Origin of the sequence: Paenibacillus sp., from assembly GCF_048976745.1 — a bacterium.
Lineage (GTDB): Bacteria > Bacillota > Bacilli > Paenibacillales > Paenibacillaceae > Paenibacillus.
The window spans coordinates 1,153,588-1,178,057 of record NZ_JBHGUU010000006.1; the positions used below are offsets into that span (position 1 = coordinate 1,153,588).

23 protein-coding genes and 1 pseudogene are annotated in these 24,470 nt (G+C 41.5%); 18 read left to right on the forward strand and 6 right to left on the reverse strand.

From position 1 onward, the window contains the following. Positions 1-158 precede the first annotated feature (158 nt). The 3 genes from ACE3K2_RS11685 to ACE3K2_RS11695 are packed head-to-tail and all read left to right on the forward strand — an operon-like array spanning position 159 to position 3,822. On the forward strand, positions 159-1,619 hold the full coding sequence (locus ACE3K2_RS11685) for a spore germination protein (RefSeq protein WP_421889956.1): 1,461 nt from the start codon (positions 159-161) through the stop codon (positions 1,617-1,619). Beyond that, positions 1,592-2,737 carry a GerAB/ArcD/ProY family transporter gene (locus ACE3K2_RS11690; protein WP_339296877.1) on the forward strand — a complete coding sequence of 382 codons (1,146 nt, stop codon included), beginning with the start codon at positions 1,592-1,594 and terminating at the stop codon, positions 2,735-2,737. The genes ACE3K2_RS11685 and ACE3K2_RS11690 overlap by 28 nt, the downstream gene beginning before the upstream one ends. After that, complete coding sequence (locus tag ACE3K2_RS11695) at positions 2,734-3,822, forward strand: Ger(x)C family spore germination C-terminal domain-containing protein (protein WP_421889958.1); 1,089 nt, start codon at positions 2,734-2,736, stop codon at positions 3,820-3,822. Before ACE3K2_RS11690 ends, ACE3K2_RS11695 begins: the two co-directional genes overlap by 4 nt. A 163-nt stretch (positions 3,823-3,985) precedes the next feature. Here ACE3K2_RS11695 and ACE3K2_RS11700 read toward each other — a convergent pair whose 3' ends face one another. Continuing rightward, entirely contained in the window at positions 3,986-4,327 is a 342-nt protein-coding gene (locus tag ACE3K2_RS11700) for a nuclear transport factor 2 family protein (RefSeq protein ID WP_421889960.1), read from the reverse strand. A gap of 42 nt (positions 4,328-4,369) precedes the next feature. After that, a complete protein-coding gene (locus ACE3K2_RS11705) occupies positions 4,370-5,164 on the reverse strand; it encodes an SDR family oxidoreductase (protein ID WP_339296880.1) in 795 nt (264 codons plus the stop codon). A gap of 177 nt (positions 5,165-5,341) precedes the next feature. Between ACE3K2_RS11705 and ACE3K2_RS11710 the strand changes: the two genes are divergently transcribed. From ACE3K2_RS11710 to ACE3K2_RS11720, 3 genes and pseudogenes are all read left to right on the forward strand, one after another. Next, positions 5,342-6,220: a LysR family transcriptional regulator gene (locus ACE3K2_RS11710; RefSeq protein ID WP_421889962.1), complete on the forward strand. Its 879-nt coding sequence runs from the start codon at positions 5,342-5,344 to the stop codon at positions 6,218-6,220. A gap of 135 nt (positions 6,221-6,355) precedes the next feature. Continuing rightward, positions 6,356-6,628, forward strand: a pseudogene (locus tag ACE3K2_RS11715) (flavin reductase family protein); the annotation flags it as partial. A 261-nt stretch (positions 6,629-6,889) separates the two neighbouring features. Beyond that, on the forward strand, positions 6,890-8,821 hold the full coding sequence (locus ACE3K2_RS11720) for a fructose-1,6-bisphosphatase (protein ID WP_421889964.1): 1,932 nt from the start codon (positions 6,890-6,892) through the stop codon (positions 8,819-8,821). Positions 8,822-8,948: 127 nt separating this feature from the next. Here the strand turns inward: ACE3K2_RS11720 and ACE3K2_RS11725 are convergent, their stop codons facing one another. Next, complete coding sequence (locus ACE3K2_RS11725; protein ID WP_421889966.1) at positions 8,949-9,800, reverse strand: aldo/keto reductase; 852 nt, start codon at positions 9,798-9,800, stop codon at positions 8,949-8,951. 170 nt (positions 9,801-9,970) lie between these two features. Here ACE3K2_RS11725 and ACE3K2_RS11730 point away from each other — a divergent pair, with 170 nt between their 5' ends. The 7 genes from ACE3K2_RS11730 to ACE3K2_RS11760 all read left to right on the forward strand — a co-directional run bounded on the left by ACE3K2_RS11730 (position 9,971) and on the right by ACE3K2_RS11760 (position 16,029). Further along, on the forward strand, positions 9,971-10,420 hold the full coding sequence (locus ACE3K2_RS11730) for a MerR family transcriptional regulator (RefSeq protein WP_421889968.1): 450 nt from the start codon (positions 9,971-9,973) through the stop codon (positions 10,418-10,420). A 144-nt stretch (positions 10,421-10,564) separates the two neighbouring features. Then, the gene (locus tag ACE3K2_RS11735) at positions 10,565-10,801 is read left to right on the forward strand and encodes an XRE family transcriptional regulator (protein WP_421889970.1); all 237 of its coding nucleotides are present in this window, start codon (positions 10,565-10,567) and stop codon (positions 10,799-10,801) included. A 331-nt stretch (positions 10,802-11,132) separates the two neighbouring features. Beyond that, a complete protein-coding gene (locus ACE3K2_RS11740) occupies positions 11,133-11,879 on the forward strand; it encodes an ATP-binding cassette domain-containing protein (RefSeq protein WP_421889972.1) in 747 nt (248 codons plus the stop codon). Beyond that, positions 11,863-13,491, forward strand: a complete 1,629-nt coding sequence (locus ACE3K2_RS11745; RefSeq protein ID WP_421889974.1) for a hypothetical protein — start codon at positions 11,863-11,865, stop codon at positions 13,489-13,491. Before ACE3K2_RS11740 ends, ACE3K2_RS11745 begins: the two co-directional genes overlap by 17 nt. A 321-nt stretch (positions 13,492-13,812) precedes the next feature. Then, the gene (locus ACE3K2_RS11750) at positions 13,813-14,391 is read left to right on the forward strand and encodes a hypothetical protein (protein WP_421889976.1); all 579 of its coding nucleotides are present in this window, start codon (positions 13,813-13,815) and stop codon (positions 14,389-14,391) included. Positions 14,392-14,551: 160 nt separating this feature from the next. After that, complete coding sequence (locus tag ACE3K2_RS11755) at positions 14,552-15,313, forward strand: pentapeptide repeat-containing protein (protein WP_421889978.1); 762 nt, start codon at positions 14,552-14,554, stop codon at positions 15,311-15,313. Between the two features lie 83 nt (positions 15,314-15,396). Continuing rightward, the gene (locus ACE3K2_RS11760; RefSeq protein WP_421889980.1) at positions 15,397-16,029 is read left to right on the forward strand and encodes a histidine phosphatase family protein; all 633 of its coding nucleotides are present in this window, start codon (positions 15,397-15,399) and stop codon (positions 16,027-16,029) included. 107 nt (positions 16,030-16,136) lie between these two features. On the opposite strand, the gene ACE3K2_RS11765 is transcribed toward ACE3K2_RS11760, so the two are convergent. Further along, positions 16,137-17,735: an FAD-dependent monooxygenase gene (locus ACE3K2_RS11765; protein WP_421889982.1), complete on the reverse strand. Its 1,599-nt coding sequence runs from the start codon at positions 17,733-17,735 to the stop codon at positions 16,137-16,139. Between the two features lie 125 nt (positions 17,736-17,860). On the opposite strand from ACE3K2_RS11765, the gene ACE3K2_RS11770 reads away from it, so the two are divergent. Continuing rightward, positions 17,861-18,496 (forward strand): TetR/AcrR family transcriptional regulator, encoded by a 636-nt coding sequence (locus tag ACE3K2_RS11770; RefSeq protein ID WP_421889983.1) that lies wholly within the window; start codon positions 17,861-17,863, stop codon positions 18,494-18,496. Between the two features lie 251 nt (positions 18,497-18,747). On the opposite strand, the gene ACE3K2_RS11775 is transcribed toward ACE3K2_RS11770, so the two are convergent. Beyond that, positions 18,748-19,629, reverse strand: coding sequence for a LysR family transcriptional regulator (locus ACE3K2_RS11775; protein WP_421889985.1), 882 nt, complete (start codon positions 19,627-19,629; stop codon positions 18,748-18,750). A gap of 206 nt (positions 19,630-19,835) precedes the next feature. On the opposite strand from ACE3K2_RS11775, the gene ACE3K2_RS11780 reads away from it, so the two are divergent. Next, entirely contained in the window at positions 19,836-20,687 is an 852-nt protein-coding gene (locus ACE3K2_RS11780; protein ID WP_421889987.1) for an alpha/beta fold hydrolase, read from the forward strand. Positions 20,688-21,025: 338 nt separating this feature from the next. On the opposite strand, the gene ACE3K2_RS11785 is transcribed toward ACE3K2_RS11780, so the two are convergent. After that, positions 21,026-21,283 (reverse strand): GlsB/YeaQ/YmgE family stress response membrane protein, encoded by a 258-nt coding sequence (locus tag ACE3K2_RS11785; protein WP_024630063.1) that lies wholly within the window; start codon positions 21,281-21,283, stop codon positions 21,026-21,028. Positions 21,284-21,440: 157 nt separating this feature from the next. On the opposite strand from ACE3K2_RS11785, the gene ACE3K2_RS11790 reads away from it, so the two are divergent. From ACE3K2_RS11790 to ACE3K2_RS11800, 3 genes are all read left to right on the forward strand, one after another. Further along, positions 21,441-22,148, forward strand: a complete 708-nt coding sequence (locus ACE3K2_RS11790; RefSeq protein ID WP_421889989.1) for a response regulator transcription factor — start codon at positions 21,441-21,443, stop codon at positions 22,146-22,148. Between the two features lie 71 nt (positions 22,149-22,219). Beyond that, entirely contained in the window at positions 22,220-23,572 is a 1,353-nt protein-coding gene (locus tag ACE3K2_RS11795; RefSeq protein ID WP_421889991.1) for a sensor histidine kinase, read from the forward strand. Positions 23,573-23,697: 125 nt separating this feature from the next. Beyond that, complete coding sequence (locus ACE3K2_RS11800; protein ID WP_421889993.1) at positions 23,698-24,402, forward strand: hypothetical protein; 705 nt, start codon at positions 23,698-23,700, stop codon at positions 24,400-24,402. Positions 24,403-24,470: the final 68 nt, after the last annotated feature.

Genomic DNA, 24,470 nt, shown 5'->3' on the forward strand with positions numbered 1-24,470 from the left:
GCATTCTCACCGAGTAAAAAGAATCCTGATCCAGATTTCCATCTCATTCTCGAACATGTTGAGGCTTAGTATACACATTGCCGGTCGTATGATTTTTCGATTACAGGACAAGATATTAACCTTAGACCGTTTTGATTACTTTGATAAAGGAGAAGACCATGGTTGAAAAAAACGAGCCTCAAATGAAAAATCATCAAAAATCTACATGGCTTGATGATTTAAAACAACTATTAAACCATATGGAAGACGCTGAAATCATTGAACACAAAATAGGTACGAGTGCTTCAGTCCATCTTATATTTATAAAAACGTTAATAGATCAAGAACGTTTAAACGAGGCGATTATTCAGCCACTTCATCAATCAGGCGGAAATTCGCTTTCTTCATGCATCATCAATTCCGAAGTTTCGGAAGTTAAATCGCTCGAAGATGCTGGGCAAAAAATAATGCAAGGATGTATCCTTCTCTACGATTCAGTCAACGATCAATGGCTAGGTGTACAATTGGAGAATCCTCTTGGTCGGGCAGTTGAATCTTCCCAAACGGAAACGGTCATATATGGAGCGAAAGACAGCTTCAGCGAACAAATCGATAAAAACATTACAATGCTGCGCAGACGTTTGCCTATAACGACATTAAAAACAGAAAGCTTTACTATCGGATCACTAAGCAAAACAAAGGTTGTGTTAATGTACATAGACGGAATCATTAATCCTGAATTTGTTTCCATTGCAAGAAAGAAAATTGAAAGTGTGGATTTCGATCAGTTTCTAGACTCCGCACAGCTTGCAGCTTTTATTGAAGATCATAACCATACAGTCTTTCCGCAGTTTCTACAAACGGATCGGCCGGATGCCTGTGCCTACGCCTTAGGTGAAGGTAAGCTGACTTTATTGGTCTCCAATTCACCGTTTGCTTTAATTTGTCCCATTACATTATTTCATCTCTTCCAATCGCCAGAAGACTACTTCCTGCGTTGGCCAGTCGCCAGTTTCTTGCGTTTAATGAGGTATGGAAGTTTTATTATTTCTTTGACGATGATTCCTTTTTATGTAGCGTTAACGACATTTCATTACCAAATGGTTCCACTGCCGATTCTTTTCGTATTATTGGAATCGAGAAGCAAATTGCCTTTTACTCCGTTTGTGGAAGGACTTTTCATGATCGTAACGCTGGAAATCATCAAAGAAGCCAGTTTGCGAATGCCGACCAAAACGAGTCAAACTTTAGGGGTTATCGGTGGTATTGTCATTGGACAAGCGGCTGTAGAAGCAGGCTTTGCAAGTAAAGTATTAATTGTTTTGATGGGTATATCCGCTATTGCTTTCTTTTTAGTTCCCAACTATCAAATGACAAAATCCATGGTTCTGTTGCAAGTGTTTCTTCTTATCCTTGCATCGGTTCTTGGGCTGCCAGGAATCGTGGTCGGGCTAATCGGGATTCTTGCGCATATCCATGCACTAACGTCATTAGGTCAACCTTATCTGGCACCTCTTTCTCCTTTTTACGGGAAGGATTGGATTGACCTCTTTATTCGCGGGCCTCTGATTTGGATGAAAACGCGTCCGAGTAATCTAAAAACATTACAGAAATGGCGACAGGAGAAGATGAAGAAATGAAGACTCTATCCTTATTCAAGCAAACCTCCACCCTTGGCAGTATCCATTTCCTTTTATTGGTTAATCGTACGCAAATGCATTATTTTGTTCTAATCATGCCCGTTTATTTGGTCCATTCCTATATGGTTTGGGGTATTGTCGCCTTGGGGCTGCTGTCTCAACTTAATTTGATGATGCTGTCCAGATGGTTTGCTTCCAGTTATGCAGCCAAAGGCTATCAAGGATTTGTACAGCTTTTTGGAAAACGAGCGGTTCACATTTTCGCGATACTTGGTTTTTTGATAATACTGTTGAAAATTTCAATCATCACTCTGGGTTACGTTGAAATGCTCCATAGTTTTATTTATCCATCAATGAATAAAACGTGGCTGATCCTCGTTATTCTATCGATCAGTTTATTTGTGGCTTCACATGGCATGGAGAAAACATTGCGTTTTGTCGTTATCGCCTTTCTATGCGGGGCGTGGATCTTACTCATGTTTATTCCTTTTTTCTTTTCATCGATTTCAGATTACCGCGATTTGTATCCTCTAATCCCCACCGAATGGTCAGGGCAATCATGGCAGGGTTTGTTGTTTATATGGTCGGCATTTTCCGGTCCAGTGTATTTGGCCTTTATTGTTCCATGGCTAAGCTCCAACACAAAAATAACCAAATATCTTGTCATGGGCAACATGCTGACGATTTTGGAATATTCATTATTGTTCATAGCTTCGGTATTGTTCTATGGTTCCAACTTCTTAAGCAAGATCAACTTTCCGGTAGCATACATGGGGAGCTATCTTCAAACGAGCGGTTTAGAACGAATCGAGTACATTCTTATCTCTTTCCATATGTTTAATTACGTATTTGACATTTCAATTCTGTTGTTGTGTTTTTATGGAGCTGCAAGAGTTTTTATGAAAAAAATGAATTCAAGTACAACACTGACTGGATTGTTGTCGAGTTGGTTCGTCATTTTGATAAGTATCATCATCATGGATCAATGGTTATGGCAAACGGTTCCGGGTCAAACGATGTTACTGAACCTTCAAATCTGGCTAGGAGCATTCATTTATTTGCTTGTTCCTGCGATCCTTTTCACTGTGGTTAAACGAAAGGAGAGTATGCAGGCATGATACCATACAAGTATTATGGTTTATTGGCGATTGTAAGCCTTATGTGGATAACCGGCTGCTCTGCTCCATATGCCGAAAACAATCTGATCGAAGAGATCGCTCCGGTCGTTTTCTGGTCGGTGGACAAGGGGACGGATGGAAAGTTTAAAATCAGCACTTTAGTACCACCACTCATCGAAGAAAAAAAACGATTTCTCTCCAAGGAAGTTGATCTGATAAAGCAGGGAGGCAAGGAGTTTAATTTAATTTATTATCGGGAACTGAAACAGGGGCAGCTGCGAATATTATTAATCAATGAGAAACTGGCAAAAGAAGAAGGTATTGAAAAGCTGATCAATACGATATTGGTAGATCCCGATATTTCAATGCGTGTCTATTTAGTGGTTGTTAGAGGGGATTTTGATGAATACATAATAAATCAATTGACGAAGCAAGAAAACCAAGATTATTTTCTTTATCGGATGCTAAGGCATTACGAGAAGCATAACCAGGGTGAAATGAGCATTGTCAATATTCATCAATTTATGAAGAAGTTATATTCTCCTCTTAAGGATCCGATTCTTCCCGTTTTTCAAGCGGATAAGAACAATTTCAATTACGTTGGAACGGCCATGTTCCGAAATGACAAAGAAGCAATGGTCACTCAAGACATAAGCGATGAAATTTTTCAACTTCTGGATAACGATCATTTCTTAAAAGTCTTGGCCATTCCAAAGTTATCGACCAGTTTAGGACGTGTTCGATCCAATATTCGCATGAAACTATCGAGTGACTATTCATCCTTGTCTTTACATGTGGTACTGAAAGGAAGAATTGAGGAATATCAGGGAGATAAGAATATTCAAAACGAGGAAGAATTGGAACATTTCATTCATGAGATTGAGGTATATCTTGAGGAACAAACGTCAGTATTATTAAAAAGCATGCAACGGTTGAAAGTGGATCCCTTAGAAGTTGGCACACATTCGCTTAAACCGTTTTCCAAACAACTAACGGAAGAGCAATGGCTAAAATATTGGGAAAATATGAAAATTAATGTTGACTTCGACATCAAAATACAGCCTTTAATTAATGTTGAACGGTAGCCGTGATTCAAAACATGCCAATATAGTGAGTGATATCCTCATATCTGAATGAAACTAATATTTAAATATGCCCCCACAGGATCAAATACATCATTGTGGGGGCATTTTGTTCAAATCATGTACAAATAGTGCAGCTCGTTGCGGACAAGCCATTTAAATGCCTTTAGAAAATGGAAAGTCTGACGATCTTATCGTCAACAATAACAAAATGATAATTCAATAATAGTGGATCGGGTAGTCCAGTCTTGTCATAAGTACCATCCAGCTTGCATGTTAACACAATTTCATCACCTATTTTTTTTGCTTTTGTTGGCTCTAAGGTTACATTCGCCGCAAAATGGTTTTGATCACTCCATTCCCGAATCGCCTGTTTGCCATTTCGCTTTTTTCCTTCATCCAACACAACGGCATTCTCTGAAAAACAATCTACAAACACTGCGGGGTCTGGCTTGTTCGATGCAGTAATGTATTTGCCAATTACAGATGGTAAATGATTGAGATCCATATTATACTCTCCCTTTATTAATTCATTTTATTAGTTTCGTAATTAGACGGTAGGAATAGTTCCTCCATCTATGACATATTCACTACCTGTAATAGAAGCTGCTCGGTCCGAGACCAGAAATGCGACCAGCTCAGCGACTTCTTCAGGAAATCCTGGCCGACCAATTGGAATACCTCCGAGTGAAGTCATAAGTTGTTCAAGCGCACTTTCTCGACTTCCGGTTTCCGTTGCGATCCGATCAATTAATGCGTCAGCTGCTTCTGTCTGAATAAACCCGGGAGACAACGTATTTATGCGAATTCCTTGTGGGGAAAATTCATTCGATAATCCCTTGCTATAGTTAGTCAGCGCGGCTTTTGCAGATGCATAAGCCAGTGTAGTTTCATATAAAGGCAAACGTCTCTGGATGGAAGTGAAATGAAGAATAACACCTGATTTATTTTTTAACATAAGTGGAATTAAGCCACGATCAAGTCGAACTGCTGCGAGCAAATTCCAATTTAATGTATGAAGCCAATCCTCATCACTCAATACAAGTGCACCTCCTGGTGGTGTCGTTGATCCACCTACGCAATGGACAATAATATCGATACCTCCAAGTTGCTCTTTTACTGCTGTAATTATTTGTTCTATCCCTTCAGGTGTGGCGACATCTGCTTGCACAAATTTGACTGAATTTGGTAAGTCAGTTGATAGGGAACGGGCAGTAGTAAGGACTGTAGCTCCGCCGTTTGCAAGTCTTTTTACAACAGCTTGCCCCATTCCCTTTGTTCCTCCGGTTACAAGCACCTTTTTACCTTCAAATTCCGATACAGAAAACTCAAATTGTTTATGCATAACTATTCCTCCTAGTAGTGGTAGTCAATATTTAATTTAAAATTGCTCTGTCTCTAAAGCTGGATGAGTTGTTCGAGAGGAGCTAGAACTAATATTACACTTGCCACTTTCATAACGTCCAATTTATTATAATAATAAAATTAATGAATAATATTAATATATGGAGGGATAGTTTTAATGGAACTTACACAATTAGAGTATTTTATGACCGTTGCACGGCTTGAACATATGACCTTAGCCTCCAAAAAACTTGGTATTACTCAGCCAGCGTTAAGTCATGCCATTGCCAAGCTCGAAAATGAAATAGGAGCTCCTTTATTTGAGCGAAATGGACGAAACATAAAGCTGAACCGAAACGGTACAATGTTCTCTAAATGGATTGGTCGAGCTCTACAAAATATTGAAAATGGCCTAAGGGAAATCGAAGAGTGGTCCAATCCGGATACGGGTGTGATTACGTTGTCTTATCTAAACATTCTCGGGGTTGAATTGATCCCTAGCCTAATCCGGAGTTATCAATTGAAGTATCCCAAAGTTCGGTTCGAATTGACACAAGGGAACTTAGGAGATATTGACGACCATCTGGAGCAAGGTTTTTCGGATATTATGATTACATCGAGGGAATCTACTATGGATAATCATCACTGGAAGACTATTCAAAATGTTCCTTTATACATTGTTGTTTCCTCCCAACATCGTTATGCAGATTCTAGCGCACTTAGTTTGGCAGAGCTGTCTGGCGAGCCGTTTATTGGATTGAAAAATAACTGTGGATTAAAAGCAACAATTATATCCCGGTTCCGACATACGGGATTTTTTCTTGCTTCGGCTTATGAAGCGGAGGACCTGATCACTGTAGCCGGTTTTATAAAATCGGGCCTAGGTGTATCAGTACTGCCTAAGACGCTGGGTTTGATGTTAGATGAATTGGTCTGGATCCCTATCCTTGATGAAGGATGGTACTGGGAAATAGGATTGAAGTGGAGAGAGGATCATCATATTTCCCCAGCAGCTAAAAGATTTATTGAATATGTAGATACTTTACATCAATTATAATGACCGCCAAAATTTTAGTTTTGAACAAAAATGCTGAGAAGACAATCCCTAAGATTTTTATATAAGACCACAAGATTTCGAAAGTGCTCCCTTGTTATAATCAATGAGAAAAATGGAATGTGAAGGAGCTTATCCATGCATAAAATTGTAGAACCGAAAATTTTCTATTTTGGAATGCCAGTCGTACTAATCAGCACGCTAAACGAGGATCATTCGGTAAATTTGGCTCCTATTTCATCTGCATGGTCGCTAAATCAGTCATTTATGCTTGGAATACGTAACCGATCTCAACCGGTGCAAAATATTCTGCGTGAACGTGAGTGTATCTTAAACCTGCCTTCCGTAGACCTTGTTCACGCTGTGGATCGACTGGATCTTCTTACCGGACGTAACCCTGTTCCTGCCAAGAATCCACTGTTTATCGGATGATTATCGAATTGATTATCTGAAGCTCTACCACCTAGAAAGTCGCTAATGAAGCAAATGCAAAGTACACTCATCCAATGAAATTTGTTCATACATGAGGAACTGGAGTATAATGACCTGTGCGGATGGCACTTAGTAAAAATTCCGTTTGTAAAAACATATATAGAGTGGTTTTTATTATAGGTCTAAAGCTTTTGGACCCGGCTATACAACACCATACATTATTGAAGGGGGACATCTGTTTTGGATGAGCAATTTTTAGATTTATTGGCCCAGAAATATGATACGGAAGAAAAAATCATAACAGAGATCATCAACCTCGAAGCGATCTCCAATCTGCCGAAGGGAACTGAGCATTTTGTCAGTGATTTGCATGGGGAGTTTCAAGCTTTTCAGCATGTACTACGAAACGGTTCAGGTACGGTCAAAGAGAAAATCAAAGAATTATTTCGTGAGGTTTGGACGGACCAAGAAATCAATGATTTTGCGGCGCTCGTTTATTATCCGGAAGAAAAAATTAAGCTGGTCATAGGGGAGCTGAGCAATAAACAGGCTCTGGACCTGTGGTACAGACAAACGATTGAACACATGCTTAAGCTTATTTCTTACGCCTCTTCCAAGTATACACGCTCGAAATTGCGTAAAGCTCTGCCGGAGCAGTATGTATATATTGTAGAAGAGCTTCTATACAAGACGGATTCGACCAACAATAAAGATCCTTATTACGAGGAAATATATCGGCAAATTATATCCTTGGGCCAGGCGGATAATCTGATTATCGGCCTGGCTTATACGACCCAGCGCCTGGTGGTTGACCATCTTCATGTGGTTGGTGATATTTATGACCGGGGGCCGGACCCCGATAAAATTATGGATACGTTAATCCATTACCATTCCGTAGATATTCAGTGGGGGAACCATGATGTGCTCTGGATAGGTGCCTACGCAGGTTCCCTGGTCTGCCTTGCGAATATTATCCGGATCTGCGCCAGATATGACAATCTGGATATCATCGAAGATGTATACGGAATCAATCTTCGCCCACTGCTGAACTTGGCGGAGAAATACTATGAGGACAATCCATCGTTCAGACCTAAACTACAGGCTGGTCATAACCTATCGGAGCAGGAGATTTTGCAGATCACCAAAATTCATCAAGCCATTGCTATGATGCAGTTTAAACTTGAAATCCCGATTATCAAGAGACGCCCGTACTTTAATATGTCTGAAAGACTTTTGCTTGAGCTGATTGATTACGACAACAATGAAATTAACATCTGCGGCAAAACATACCTGCTGGAAAACACCTGTTTCGCAACCGTAAATCCACAGAAGCCTGAACAATTGCTGGAGGAAGAACGCCAGGTGATGGAGAAGCTGCTGTTCTCCGTTCAGCATTCCGAAAAGCTGGCCAGACATATGAATTTTTTGATGAAAAAGGGTAGTCTTTATTTAAAATACAACGGGAATTTGTTAATCCACGGCTGTATTCCTTTGGATGAAGAAGGAAATATGGAAGAAATGCAGATTGAAGACAAGATGTATGCGGGCCGTCAGTTGCTCGATGTTTTTGAAGATCACTTACGTTACGCCTTTGCTCATCCGGAAGAGACAGAAGATCTGGCGACGGATATGGTATGGTACATCTGGACAGGGGAATGTTCCTCGCTCTTTGGAAAGAGAGAAATGACCACTTTTGAACGTTATTTTATCCAAGATAAAGAAGCACATAAGGAGAGAAAGAACCCTTACTACCATTTACGTGAAAATGAAGAGATCACTCGAAAAATTTTGCAGGAGTTTGATTTGAATCCAGATCACGGACATGTCATTAACGGTCACACGCCAGTCAAAGAAAGTCGTGGAGAGAGCCCTGTTAAAGCAAACGGAAAAATGATCGTCATTGACGGCGGTTTTTCCAAAGCCTATCAGTCCACAACGGGCATTGCCGGATATACCTTGCTGTACAATTCCTTTGGCATGCAGCTCGTCGCCCATCAGAAATTTAATTCAAAAGAAGATGTGTTATGTAACGGAACAGACGTGTTATCTCTAAAAAGATTGGTGGACAAAGAACTGGAGCGGAAGCTGGTGAGGGAAACCAATGTCGGGGAGAAGCTGCAGCGGAAAATCTCAAACTTGAAGGATCTATTAGAATATCGCTACATGAAATGAAACGATTGCTAAAAGTACACACCCGGATCAACCGTTTGAGTGCATTTGACGTAAACGCTCGTATTGGGCAGGGAAATCATCATCCCCTGCCTGTACGAGCCTTTCTTTTTTATAGGTTTATTCCGGTTTACAGATCAATTTTCCAGTTACCCATCCGTTTGGCGACTTCTGGATCGCGGTACGATAAGAAAAGACTCTCCCGTGTATCCAGGGCCGAAATCTGTTCAATATCTTCGGTACTTAACTCAAAATCGAATATGTTCAAATTTTCGACGATCCGCTCTTTATTCACTGATTTTGGAATTACAACGATTCCACGCTGAACAAGCCAACGTAACACAACCTGCGCGACAGACTTACTGTGTTTTGCGGCAATCGATGTCAGCACTTCGTTGCCAAACATGTTATTAAGTCCTTCAGCGAACGGAGCCCACGACTGATGTTGAACTCCTTGTTCTTTCATAAAGGTGGCGCTCTCGGTTTGGTGATAGAACGGGTGCGTTTCGACCTGGTTAACAGCTGGCACAATTTCATTGTGCACGATAAGGTCCATCAGACGGTCGGGCAGGAAGTTACTGACACCGATCGCCTTGATTTCCCCTTCACGATACAGCTCTTCCATTGCACGCCAAGCACCGTAGTAATCCCCAAACGGCTGGTGAATAAGGTATAAATCGAGATAATCTAACTGTAGCTTACTCAAGGATTTGGCGAAAGCCAGCTTAGCACTCTCGTAACTGGCATCCTGGACCCAGAGTTTGGTCGTGATGAACAGTTCCTCACGAGGCACGCCACTGCGTTTGATCGCACGTCCAACCGCTTCCTCATTTAAATAACCGGATGCAGTGTCAATCAACCGATAACCAGCCATCAGCGCTTCATATACTGCATTCTCGCATGTTTCAGCATCTGGAACTTGGTAAACACCAAAGCCGATCATCGGCATTTTCACACCATTGTTTAATGTTACGGTTTGCATTGTAATTCCTCCTAATGATTAAATGTAATATGCAACAGCCATTAGATTCAAAATTTGGGCACCTCAACAGGGCTTTCCCTTAATGGTATAGTTGCATTACAATAAACCTATCACCTTCGTGTTACACGAAGGCAAGCATACTTCGAAATTTTTTTCAAGGAGGTCTTCTCATGCACACCGTTAAAGAAGCCGCGCAGATAACAGGACTTACGGAGCATGCTATTCGCTTTTATACAGATAAAGGCTTGGTGCCAAGTGTACAGCGCAATCAGAATAATATTCGAATGTTTGACGAAGAATCAATCAACTGGTTACATGGGATTAAATGTCTCAAACAATCCGGGATGCCAATCGAAACCATTAAAATATATGTTGATTTCTGTCTCGAAGGAGATTCAACGATTCGACAACGTTATACACTTATGATGAAGCATAAGGAAGCAGCTCTTGCCAAGTTTGAAGAAGCCAAACGGCACTTAGCTCATTTGGAAGAAAAAACTGATCTATATCAAGCAATCATGGAGAACCGATCCCTAGACACAACCAATCCCGCAAACTGGGATAGAATTAAACATATGCATGGAGACGTATTTTACGCTTCCTCTGTTGGTGAGGTCTAAAAGATAAAAGGGTGGATAGAGTGAAGAGATGTACCGCCATTTCTGTGAGAGGAAGGTAAGGGAGTAGGGGCGATCAATTTTCAAACACATGCTCGAAGGGAGAAAATTAGTTAACATACTTTTTACGGAGGAGGTCATCGTTTCTTGAAATTTGAACTAGGACGTTGCTTGTTGAAAGAACGATTATTGGAATATGGAAAATCAGAAGAATGGCTGGCAAAAGAATTACTGTTTAAACCCGAACGAATTACCGACTTTATTGAGAACAAAAGAGTGATGCCGCTCAAAATTGCCATATCAATCGCCGATTCCATCAGTTGTGATGTTCGTACGTTGTATGAATTAATTCCAAACGAAGATGAAGTAAAGTTTGGTGATTAGGCATAACATAGAAAAATTAATTCTGGATGGATAGAACATATGCCCATTGGAAGTCGCTTTTTTAGCGGCTTTTTTTGTTGTATTGAATATTCTTTTATCTGCAAAGGGAAGGACTTGCATCTATCAAAATAGAATATTGGTTTGAGTAATTGTCTATTTCCAAGATGAGTGATATTGGACAAATAAGACGATTACCTTATTAAAAGGATTAATTCTTATCCTTTTATCAAAAAACTGAAGGGATTGATAGGTATGAAAACTAAACAATTATTAAATATGAATAAAAACGTGAAACAAAAATCGAAATGGTTTGAAAGCGAGGATCAAATAAATGGAACTGGTATTACAAAATGTAGAGAAGAGTTTTGGTGAAAAAAAAGTATTAGCCAATTTAAGTTTTCAATTTGAAAAGGGAAAGATCTACGGTCTTCTTGGGCGTAATGGCGCCGGAAAAACAACGTTATTCAATTGTTTAGGTGGCGAGATCCAAGTGGATGGCGGCAAAATGAAACTCATCAACGGATCAAAAGCGCGTGACTTGGAAATGGATGATGTAGGTTACGTTTATTCATTGCCACTGTTACCAGAATTTCTGACGGGATATGAATTTGTACGTTTTTTTATTGATGTGAACGTAGATGTAATTGAAGGACGAGGAAACAATATTGATGCTCTGTTTGACATGATGCACATTGCGCAGGATGACCGACATAAGCTCATTAAACATTACTCGCATGGAATGAAAAATAAAGTTCAAATGTTGTTATTTTTACTCATAAAACCTGCAGTGATTCTGTTGGATGAACCTTTAACTTCGTTTGATGTCATCGTTGCGAGTGAGATGAAACAATTGCTACGTGATTTAAAAAAAGATCATATCTTAATTTTCTCGACCCATATATTACAATTGGCAACGGATCTGTGTGATGAGTTAATTATTTTAAATCATGGGAGTTTAACACGGATTTCACCTGAAATCCTTACTCAGCCCAACTTTGAAGAACAGGTAGTTGAATTATTACGACATGAAAGCCAAAATGAAAGTACGAAGGAGAACGCCAATGACGGGAATGATTAGTACAATTTCTCGCATGTGGCAGTTACAGATGATTACGCTGGTCAACCGTCTGATCTATTTCACACAAAAGTCACCGTTTGTAGGTCATTTAATCAGTGAACAAACGTATGCTGCTTTTCGGACAAAACGTACAATCGGTGCAATTGCGGTTATTTTATTATTTCTTGCTGGTTTATTGGAAAGCTTATTATATTTCGGGGGAATGCTTGCATTGCCCATGCTCTTATGGACAAAAAATATAAATAGTACGGAGCATTTTACCCTTTTTCTTCATATGTACTTTTGCATAAGTGGCGTAATGGCTGGCGTAACGAGTGCAAAAGTGTTGGAATCAACCAAAATGAAGTATACATCTGTCCGACTTATGCGGATAATCCCAACCAAATTTATGCGAGCTACGCTAGTTTATCGGTATACGACATTTTTCTTCTATCAAGGGATTGCAATTACGCTGGTTTCGGTTCTCTTTACCTTTTCAACGACTCATGCATTGTTAATTGTGGGCATTATGACCTTTTGGCGAGTGATATGTGAATTTTTACACCTGGCATTATTTAAATGGAGAGGAATTGTTCTTGTACAGAAAACATGGGCTACGAGTTTAAGCATGTTGCTGGCACTGACTTTGGCTTACCTTCCCTTCACAAAACTGAACCTTCCTCTATTTGGATCTGTGATATTGGATCAACCATGGCTTATGACGCTGATATCGTTGTCCGGGGTTATCTGTGGCTATGTTTTACTAAAACATACGGATTTCACATCTGCAGTGCGCGCAGTTACAAAACATGCTGATCCATTGTTGAACCCAGAAATACGGATTGCTGATCTTCAACAGAGACTGGTTGAGTCAAAAGAACATGACCTTAGCAGGCCTACCTCGTCTAACCTTCATGTCAACGAGCAGCGCACATTAGAAAAAAAGGGATACAAGCAATTACACGAAATTTTTGTTACCAGGCATTCCGCTCTACTCCGTGCACCGTTCCACAGACGTTTATGGGCTATTATGATTATAGGTATACTCCTGCCTTTGTTGGTGCTCATTTTCAAAGATCATCTTTCACTACATTCAATTGAAAGATTCTCACCTTTAATCATTATGGTCATGCTAAATCTGACCGTAGGTAGCCAGATCTGTAAGGCTCTATTCTACCATGTTGATAAGCCGTTAATGCGCTATCCATTTTACCGTCAGCAAGCGAAGCAACACTTTCTGTTACGATTTAGAAGTATATTAAACATCAATCTAAAGTTAGGTTCTTGTTTAGCAGCTGTAGTAAGTGTATCTATACTTGTATTAACTGGAGGACAGGATATACGTTTACTACTTCCTATCTGGGTTATAAGCATTGCAATGGCTGTATTTTTCTCAGTACATCATCTGTTGTTATACTATGTGATTCAACCTTATACAACGGAGTTGGAAACCAATAGTCCTCTTTTCTCACTCGTAAACAGCCTTATTTCATTGGGTTTTGTGGTGGCGATGTTTCTAGGTCCTCCACTATGGGGACTAACCGCTGTGATCATCGTGTTGACTGTAGCCTATCTATCCAGTGCTGTCCTTCTCGTAACCAGATATGCTCAATACAATTTTAGAGTAAAATGAGAAGGCGACTCCAAAGAGTAGAGATAGTTAACGATGTAAGATCAACAAAATTCAGCTATTAAGGGCTGCAAATTAAATATCATACTTGTTTTTATCCCCGGGTAAAACCGCTTAAAGCATTGAGTCTCAATCCCCACTAGGCCTATGTAATGTAGGAGGGATGAGATTCAATGCTTTTTTGATGATCGATCTAATCGTTATTTAATGATAAAGGTTTTCCTCTTTAATTGCAGGAAAGAGGTAATCTGAGCACGAAATATGTTGATGATTATGCTGAAAAAGTTGCTTGTTGCACAATGATGTAGCCAAAGGTGAATGTGCTTGAGCAAAGAGAAAGGTGTGCTACTAACCATGAAAGAACCGTCTGAACACCTCATTGCCATGCTGGGTCAGCCTTACGATTCCAAGTGTGTTCAACAAGTATTGCAATCCTTCGGTGTCAAACGTATGCCGAAGGCGAGCGGATGTTTTAGTGACGACATTATTTGGTCTGTAAAGTCATCTATCCGCCTAGACGTTTATCGCTCACCGAAAATCCATGAACTGACTGGACGTGACGATCTGAACACGGATGAATGGATGATCGGTGCCGTCCATTTTCTTGCTCCTGGATCGGATGATCGAATCCATACCCCGTTTCCCGGACAACTTCCTGCAGGAATGGCAATGAACTCAACACCAGATGAGTTCATTCGTGAATACGGTCAACCTGCATTGTATGAAGAAGGGGATTGGCTCGGGGGCAGCGGTCCGTTTCTGGCATGGCGCGAATCCGGCATCAATGTCGCCATCGAATATGAAACAAACGAGAATGGCAGTGCAATGACATGTTATACTGCCTGTTTAGTTGGATGTATCGGCGCTTGGCGAAAGGATTACCCGGAAGTTTTTATTCCCTGAAGACATCAAAAAAAGAAACACCGACGCTGGTCTGCATCCTCATAATATGATTGGTATGTCAGAGATCAATCATGGGGCTTGCGTTCCCATGTCTGGATCAACGCAGAGAGCTTATATTAGTAATAACAATACATCTCGAGGGACTGATAGGGTGAGAGGGATGAGAAAACTTGAGTCTGGTATCTCAGCAAACAACGAATTATTTTCTGACATTGTCAGGTATGAACACGAATCGATAAGTGGAACGACCATAATCAACTCAAATGTTGGTTCACCCATATTTTGGAGCTGTAACTTGCAACATCTTATATTTGATACCTGCGATCTTACAAATGCGAGATTTTTTGCCGGTAGTACGATTGATCATTGTACATTTATTCGTTCCGACCTGCGCTCTGTTGGCATTGCCAAAGACGAAGCTGTTTTCACCAATTGCGAATTTTCCTCCTGTGATATGAGAGGCATGACATTGGAGAACGCTACGTTTATCGACTGTACTTTTGTTAAATGCAGATTCAATGACCGGATTTTACAAGTGGCGAATATCGTCAATTGTTCCTTTACCGGAAAGCTAGTGGATATTACGTTTGAGGGGAATGGCAAACAAAAGCTAATCGCCAATTTTGAAAACTGTATCCTTGACGGTGTTCGTTTTGTGAGCTGTGACCTGACGCAATGTATTCCACCAAAATCCAAAAACCATATGTATGTTGAACAGGTATCCGCACGTGTGAAAAATGCTCTGACAAAGATAGACGATGACCCTAATCTATCTGACGATGATCGAAAAATACTGGTACGCAGTCTGCGCAAGCTTGAGCCTATGGAACAATATATTTTTAACACAGCGCATATGAAGAAAATATATGGTGATGTTTTTGTTGAACGATTTTTCAGTAGTCTGGATTGTAGCATGACGTAGATTTTCGATTGACGTAGAAATGAAGCACGTTGTATAAGTTATCGCAATAAAGGGGAGTGTAGAAGAAAAAAGGTGGAAGAGAAATGTACCGATTATTCATTTTTGTACCCTGTTTTTTTCTGTTGCTTGGAACAACTTATAGTGCTTGGGGAGCAGAGATTACCGGATCTTCTCTCATAAAAGATCTTCAAAAAGGCGGATACATCCTTTATATCCGACATGGAGACGCAACTGTTGGGGAAGATCAACAAAACTTTAGTCTAACAGATTGCACTACGCAGCGGAATTTAAGTGTATTGGGAAAAGAACAAGCTGAAAAGTATGGCGAGGCTATCCGTAAATTAAACATTCCTGTCCAAATACCCATAGAAGCAAGCCCTTTATGTAGAACCCTGCAAACGGCTCAGATTGCTTTTGGTACACAACAGGTAAAAGTAAATGATTTCTGGTTAAACATATATAATCTCAGTCAAAATCCGAGCACTGAAAAAATAAATAGTACATTGCAAGCATTTACAAATGAAATTGAACAAATACCTCCAACTCATGTTAACAGAGTAATTATGGCTCATTCTTTTCCTCCCGGGATAGGACTAGGAGAACTTTCGAGTATGGAGACTGTTATTCTAAAACCACTGGGAGATCAAAAAGGGTATATGGTTATTGGAAAATTGAAATTAGAAGATGTTTTACAGCTAGCCGGAATGTCAAATTAGATTAAAGATTGTATTTTAAGAGGTTAAATTAAAAAAATGGATTGAAGTAAAAGGAGAGGGGCCGCTTTTGATGACAAAAGTTGCCCTTCTTTGATTTCCTCTTGAATTTATCTTATTTCCCGCTGGCCTTGTCCAAACCAGTTCGTACGATAAATGTCATTCAAGTAATTCGAAATCGATGTAATATCATCAATGGAGGTACGCAGTGCAATGTAACCATCGGGACGAATCAATATGAGTTCTTCACTTGTTACATCGTAAATTCGATAGGCATTACCTGCGGTGTCTATTATGCCTTCCGTCGCTCCCTCCACGTTCGATGGCAGGATATAATGTACATGGAGTTTGTTGTTGGTGAAGTTTTTCAGCGAAGGATGGATGCTGTTTGCAAAAGCCAAAAGGGTCCAGTGTGGGCCGCGTAACAGGTCAAAGAGGCTTCCTGCAAATCCGGTTCCTTGCAGGCCCGTAGCATTAAGAGCACGATCCCCGGGAAATGAACGTGTAACATTTGTTCGAGCAGAACGACGGGTAAGCGAACTTGAGCGATAGGAAATGAGAAGCCCACTCGTCAGATCGTCGGAAATGGTGCTCAAAGATTGGGACAATCCTCCGCTTTCAGTCGCCGTTCCTATGACCACTCCCATCTTCTTCGTGCTGTCCTCAAGCACGGCTTGAGCCACTGGGCGGCGCTCCTCATCGTACGTGTCGAGTAAGGAGGTGTCCGCGCCCCGTATCACAGCCGCCAGCTTCCAGCCGAGATTGTATGCGTCCTGCATCCCCGTATTCATGCCTTGACCGCCGGCAGGTGAATGAACATGAGCAGCATCGCCGGCAAGGAAGACCCTGCCGTTACGGTAACATTCAACCATACGAACGTTGACCCGATAGATGGACAGCCAGGAAGCATCCGTGAGCCAAACACGTCCGGCCCCGGCGCGCCGGTCAAACATCGCTTGATACGCCTCTAGCGACGGCTGCTCTGGTTCTTCGATGTCTTGCGGAATGGTAGCCTGCAGTTGCCAAATATCGGATTTTGGCAGCGGGGTCACCCCAACCATCCCCTCCGAAGATGTCCAGATATGGATATGGTCACGATCTAACCCTTTCAATCGTACATCGCCAAGATACCAGCGCTCATCATCGTGTGTTTCCCCAATCAGCGGTAAGTGAATAAACTTGCGGATGTTGCTTTTGCCCCCGTCAGCGCCGACGACATAACGCGCGCGAATGTGCTCTTCTCCTTGTGGTGAATTCACGGTTACCGTTACACCATCCACATCCTGAATAAGCTCTACAGCTTCCATGCCCAACTCAACTTGACCACCAAGCACTGCATATCGGTCGCGCAATGCTTTTTCTACATCATACTGAGCAATCCAGACCGGATCACGATAGGGTGTTTCAAGTTCGGGGCTGGCTGCAACGGTAATAGCCGGTTTGTCCACACTCCTGCCATCTGCGGTATAAAAACGAACAGGCAAATCCACAACACCCGTGTCTATAATGTAGTGGACAGCCTCCAAATCATCGGCGACTTCGAGCGAGCGAGGCTGGATGCTTTTGGCGCGAGAAGCAACGTTGTATAAGGAGCTTCGTTCAATAATACGATGGTTGACGTTTCGACGAGCCAGATCACAGGCAAGTGTAAGCCCTGTAGGTCCGGCCCCAACAATGAGAACATCAACAAAAGACGGCTTGGTATTCATGAATAGAATCCTCCCTGATCATTGATTTGATATGCCACATTTGTTATACTACACCGTGCAGTGTAGTTTGTAAACAGAACTCTAATCAATTTCTGATGGTATACCAATAAGGGGGAAACGTAAGAATGGATCACACGGAAAACAAGAAAATCCGCAAAGGCTCTTCAGACAAACGAGCTAAAATTATTGCGGCAGCACGAGACCTGTTTCTTTCTGATGGGTTTGATCGATCCAGCGTTGATGCGGTCGCAGCTAAGGCGGGAGTTTCCAAACGGACAGTTTATGATTATTATGGCGACAAACTGAATCTACTGCTTGCCGTTGTGGAAGAATCCAGTTTGGCTGTTCTTAACATGATCGAGCAAGGGATTTCAGACCACCTCTTGGAATTTGAGGATCTGAAGCAGGCGCTCATCTTATTTTGCGAACAAATCGTAGCTTCTGCGAACGGTTCGTCCGACTACATGGCTTTGATCCGTCTGCTTACGGTGGAAGCCGCCAACCTGCCAGACTCGCTTTTTGAAAGGCTGGATAACGCAACGGAAGAGGGGATTATCAGGAGGTTTACAGAGTTTGGACATACCGGATTACTCGATGTGCCCGATCCTGAAATGGCTACAAAACACTTCGCTGCATTAACGTTTTTATTGGTATTTAATCAACCTAAAAAAACAGGGACATTGGAAGAGGAACAAACCAAACGTATCATCACTGAAGGCGTACGCGTCTTTCTTTGCGCTTATGCACCTCGTACCAATTAAAACGAAAATCAACGATTATACGGATTGCGATCAGGAAGATTAATATAGTCATGGGGGGAAGTTCATTCATATCCGCAGTCTGGAACAACGGGTTAACGGGAAACGATAGCTTAATAACAATAACAAGCAACCTATCATCTTAGATTGGTTGCTTTTGTTTTAACTAACGGGCAGGTTAGTTTACATAGTGCAATACACAGCGGGTTTAGCGACTTTTTTTCGATACAAGTTGTGAAAAAACTTGGTTAAGATTAGTGAAGTTTTTCCGAGAGATTATTATTCACTTCAACTAAAAAAGCAGATAATGCCGGTGTAGTTAAGGTGTCTTTACGCTTTACAAACATGGTTGTTACAGAAGAAAGCTTGGCGGGAAGTGGATGACTGATTACCTTTCCTCGATCCTCATAATCGGCAATTATTGAATAGGGGAGTAAAGTAATCCCTAAGCCTGCACTTACACAAGCAAGAATTGTTTCAAGAGTTCCGAATTCCATTAGTTTGGCGGGTAGTAAACCTTCATCTTGTAAAACAGAATTAAGCTTGGCGCGATATGTACACCCTTTAGGAAATACCAACATGGTATGATTTTGTAATTCATGGATAGAATCTACCCAAGGATGTGTAGGGGACGTTACGAGTACAAGTGTCTCTTCAAAAACTTTTTCTTGTGATAAATCAGGATGTTGAATAGGACCAGAAACAAATGCTCCATGAAGTTCATAATGAAGAACTGCCTGAAGCAGCTTTTCCGTTGATCCGGTAATAAGAGAAAAGTCTACAGCAGGATATTTTATATGATATTTAGCAATAACTGTGGGTAACCGAACCGCTGCTGTGGTTTCCATAGAACCAATGGTAAGAGGGCCGGAAGGAACAGAAGCATTCCCAACTGCCGCTCTTGCTTCATCCATCATGTTTAAAATCTTTTCGGTATAAGATACCAAAACTTCTCCAGAAGGAGTAAGGGTAATTCCCTTTTTATGGCGATAAAACAATGTTGTCTGAAGCTCAGCTTCCAATTGCTGAACCTTGTTTGTGACATTGGACTGTGCATAGTTTAACTTTTTGGCTGTTTTTGAAATGCTGCCTTCACGAGCTGCTTGAATAAAAATCTCTAACAAATGAATGTCCATAAAGCCTCCACTAAAATCAAGGTATCTGAAATAAAGATAGATAAGATCATGTTTTCGAATTATACATGATGGAAAGAACGGATGTAAACTAAACAATGAAGTAGCAGGCCGTCTTGGGAGCTGCTCACATGACAACTTGAAGATACAGGTTTACGGATTCATCGAACAAACAATATATTTGCAGAAATAGGAGATGACTACTACACATGACAACTTACCATAGAGTTGATGTAGATGGGATTGAAATCTTTTATCGTCAATCGGGATCAGTAGGCAAACCTGTAGTTATTTTACTACACGGGTTTCCAAGCGCGAGTCACATGTTTAGGGAATTAATTCCTGTATTAGAAGAGCACTTTCATTTAATTGCCCCGGATTACCCAGGGTTTGGAAACTCATCATCACCTGAACGTACTGATTTTGAATATACATTTGATAATATTACAAATATCATCGAACTTTTTATCGCTAAGCTAAACCTTACTAAGTATGCATTATTTGTTTTTGACTACGGAGCACCCATTGGTTTCCGGATTGCAATGCGTAATCCAGAACATATTACAGCGATCATAAGTCAAAATGGTAACGTGTACCGTGAGGGCCTGGGGACAAAGTGGGCTGCAAGAGAAGAGTATTGGCAGAATCCAACATTGGAGAAGAGAGACCGTTATAGAACAGCCTTTGCACATGATACCATCAAACATCAATATGTGGACGGAACGAAAAATAATTTGGTTTCTCCCGATGGCTACACTCTAGATCGTGCTTATATGAATCGACCAGGAAACGATGAAAAGCAGCTGGATCTAATATACGATTACCAAACAAATGTGAGAATGTATCCACTGTTTCAGCAATATCTTGAGCAATATCAACCTCCTTTGTTAGCTGTTTGGGGGAAAAATGATGTATCTTTTATACCTGCAGGTGCTGAGGCTTTTAAAAGGGATCTTCCCAATGCAGAGATTCACTTATTGGACACGGGTCATTTTGCATTAGAAACACACGCTAAGGAAATAGGAGAGATGATGGTTCAATTCCTAAAAAAACATAATTAATACCTGATATTGAACAGCGAATTAAACTATTGTTCAATCCCGCCGAAACCATTTGGAAGCCAGTAAAATGTAACAAAATTTGGAGCATTATTATAATGAAGATGGCTATCATAATGATTAGCGTCTTGCCAGGATGTGATTCAGGATAATAGGAAACTGTAACTCTTAAAATATAGAATGGATGAAATCAGTACAAAAATAAAAAAAGGACCGTAAGTGTTCATCCTCCATCGATGAATCCTTTCGGTCCTTCTATGTTTATCCTGTACTTTTATGCCTTGGCAGCATCTTTATGAAAATATCTAATAAACAACGGTATCGGTTTCCGCCTCTTTTGGTTAACGTCTTCGGAAGGCTCCGCCACGTGCGAGAGCGAAGAAGATGAGCAGGGCGATAATCGAGCCAACGATGGCTGGAATAATATGAAATCCGCCAATCACCGGCCCCCTTGGTCCCAGCAATTCCGTTCCTAACCAGGAACCGATAAAACCCGCAATAATGTTCCCAAGTACACCGCCCGGTACGTCCCGCCCAATCAAGTTGCCGCTTAACCAGCCAATAAGTCCACCAACAATGAGTACCCAGAGCAGATCCATGGATTGTTCTCCTTTCTTCAGGTTTATTACAAGTTATGTTGGGTTCGTTGGAATATACCTCATCTTCGTGCTGGTGGAGGAATCTAAAGCGCCTGTGCTAAGATGGGTTAATAATTGATTATAGCTGGTGAAAACAAGGCTAGATAGGGGTGTACAGTTGAAGAAAATCCTAGTCATTGATGATGAAATCGCAATTCGAGATTTAATTGAGCTGGTGCTAAGGCGAGAAAACTACGATGTGCAGACCGCAGAGGACGGCAAAACGGGCTTGCAGCTACTCGACTCTTTTCAACCCGATTTAGTGGTACTTGATCTGATGCTGCCAGACTGCTCCGGATATGACCTGTGCAAGGAAATCACCGGGAAACGTGCCGTTCCTGTCATCATGCTCTCTGCCAAAAATGAGATAATCGACAAGGTGCTGGGATTAGAGCTGGGGGCGGAAGATTACATGACCAAACCCTTTGACAATCGTGAATTGCTCGCTCGGATCAAGGTGATTCTGAGAAGAAACGAGAGTAGGGAGGGCACAAGTGAAGGGACAGAAGTGCAATCGAAACGGATCATTCATGAAGAGCTGACTTTTGACCTGGAGAGCCGAAGAGTGCTGAAAAACGGTGTACCCGTGTCTTTAACGGCCAAAGAGTTTAAAATTCTGGAAACGTTACTCAAAAGGCCAGAAAAAATCTTTACCCGGGATGAACTGCTGCAGATCGGATGGGGATATGACTTTATGGGGGACAGTCGCAGTGTGGATATGACCATCATGCGATTACGGAAAAAGCTGGAGGATAACGCGGACGAACCGAAGTATGTCAGGACGATCTATGGATTTGGCTATCAGCTTGGAGGTGGCGAGGCCTGAAGTATGCAACCCGGTTACTGCTGAATTATTTATTTTTCTCCGTGCTTTCTTTTGGCATCATCATTTTTGCGGTGAATAAAGCCATTGACTACTACAGCTTCGTTACGATTGAGAAACAAATGATGGAGAAGGCGGATCTGTCCGAGCTGTCCTTTCGTGAGGTGCTGGCACAACATAGGTCATCGTCTGGAGAACCGCAGACGGAGGAAATCGTCAGACTTGCTCTGGAGAAGCTAAAAGCTTCAGGCAAGGAAGTACGTATCTATAACAGCTCCAAGCAGTTGCTGGGCTTGGCTGTGGATGGCATCATTATTAATGATGGCAAACCGCTTATTTTTGACCAAAATATTGAGAAAGCTCTGAGCGGTAGTTATGCCTACACTGTAACGGAAAATCATCTGCTTTATTTTGCGACGCCCATTCAGGATCAATTCTACGAAAACGCTTATGTATATGAGTTCGTGGAGGACATTTCCTACTTTTATGCAATTATGGATCAAATCCGTTATATCCTGTTTGTCGGCGCAGGCGGATTTATTATACTCATTACGTTATCCAGTCTGTGGATTGCACGTAGCACAACCAAACCGATTAAGGTGCTGCTTGGCGCTGCGCAAAGCTTCTCCAGGCAGGAGTTTCGGAGAGTTCATCTGAAGCGAAAGGATGAGCTGGGCATGCTGGCAGATGGACTCGATTCCATGGGGCGGCAGCTTCATGATTATATCCAGTATCAAAAACAATTTGTCTCCAATGTATCTCACGAGTTAAAAACACCTTTGGCAGCCATTCGTGGTTTCTCTCAATACTTGGTTGAAGGGGAGACGGAGAACAAGGAGCTGCAAAAAATCTATGCTCATCTGCTGCAGGAATCGGATCGGCTGACACGCTTGATTAATGAACTGTTATTGTTATCCCGATTTGACAAGGCTGGTTCTAACGAACTCGAAGCCCGGAAGACGGAAATGAATGAACTCATTCAGGAAGTTGCAATGAATATGGGAGCCAAGGCTAAGGATAAAGGGATCGAGATCAAAGTTAGTAAAGTGAAGGGAGGATCGGCAAATGGAGGTCTGACAAGAGTCTATGCCAACGTAAATCCAATGCTGATGTCCCATGCGATCGCTAATCTTGTGGATAACGCTATCAAATACTCAGGCAATCACTCACAGATTGAAGTGGAGATGGAATATACGTCAAGCGAGGTTTTCATAAGGATACGTGACGAAGGGATAGGCATCGCAGGTGATGAGCTGGACCGAGTGCAGGAACGCTTTTACCGGGCGAAAAATGCAAGCACAGCGAACGGTTCAGGTCTCGGACTATCCATTTGCAAAGAGATTGTAGAGCGGTTTAACGGATATATCGACATGGAAAGTCAAATCGGGGAAGGAACAACCGTTACGATTGTATTGCCTCGTACGTAGTCCTGTATCTAAACCCAAGCCTGAATAGGTAACGTTACAAGATTGGTACATTTCTGTTATGAGACTAACAAATGTTTTATTTATAATCACTTCATAAGAACAAATCACATATTTATGGAGGGATCATGATGAAGATAACAAAGAAAGCAGCAGGTTTTATCGTACTAGGTGTTTTACTAACGGGGGCATTAACGGGCTGTCAATCCAGTGATGCTACATCTCCAGCAACTGGACAGAACACAACGAATGAACAAAGCAAAGGCGAAGGAGCAACCAATTCTTCTGCACCTGCTTCCGAAAATTCGGAAGAAAAGGGTACTGAAGCGATTAAAGAAGGTTCGATGGAGAAGGAAGGCAATGTCGTGCTGAAGGAGCTTGCTTTTGTCTATAATGAGCATACCATCGCGATTTCGGATACAGCGAACGAAGAACAGATGGAGCAGATGCTGGGCAAACCGGATAACCTGAAATCGCATACGTACACTGCCGACGATGGAACCAACATGGATACGTTAATCGGTTTTACAGAAAAAGTGTACACGTATCCTGGTCTGGAGATTAAAACAATCAGTATACCGGAAGGGAAACAAGACTCGATCTTTCATATTGAAATCACAGATCCTAAGTACACCACAGTTCGAAACATTAAAGCAGGAGACAGCCTGGATACACTCAAAAACGCCTACCCTGAGGGAAAACTCCTTGGTGATGGAGCTCCAGATGAAGAGGATGACTTCCGTTACGAGCCATCCAATTATGTGGATGTGATGTCATTCCATATCAAGGATGCCAAGGTTGAGAGCATTCAGATCTACAGTCTTCTGGACTAATATGTAGTGAGCAATGTTGCTAAGCCATTTATGCGTTTCACCTTTAATATCTGAATAAAATGAAAAGT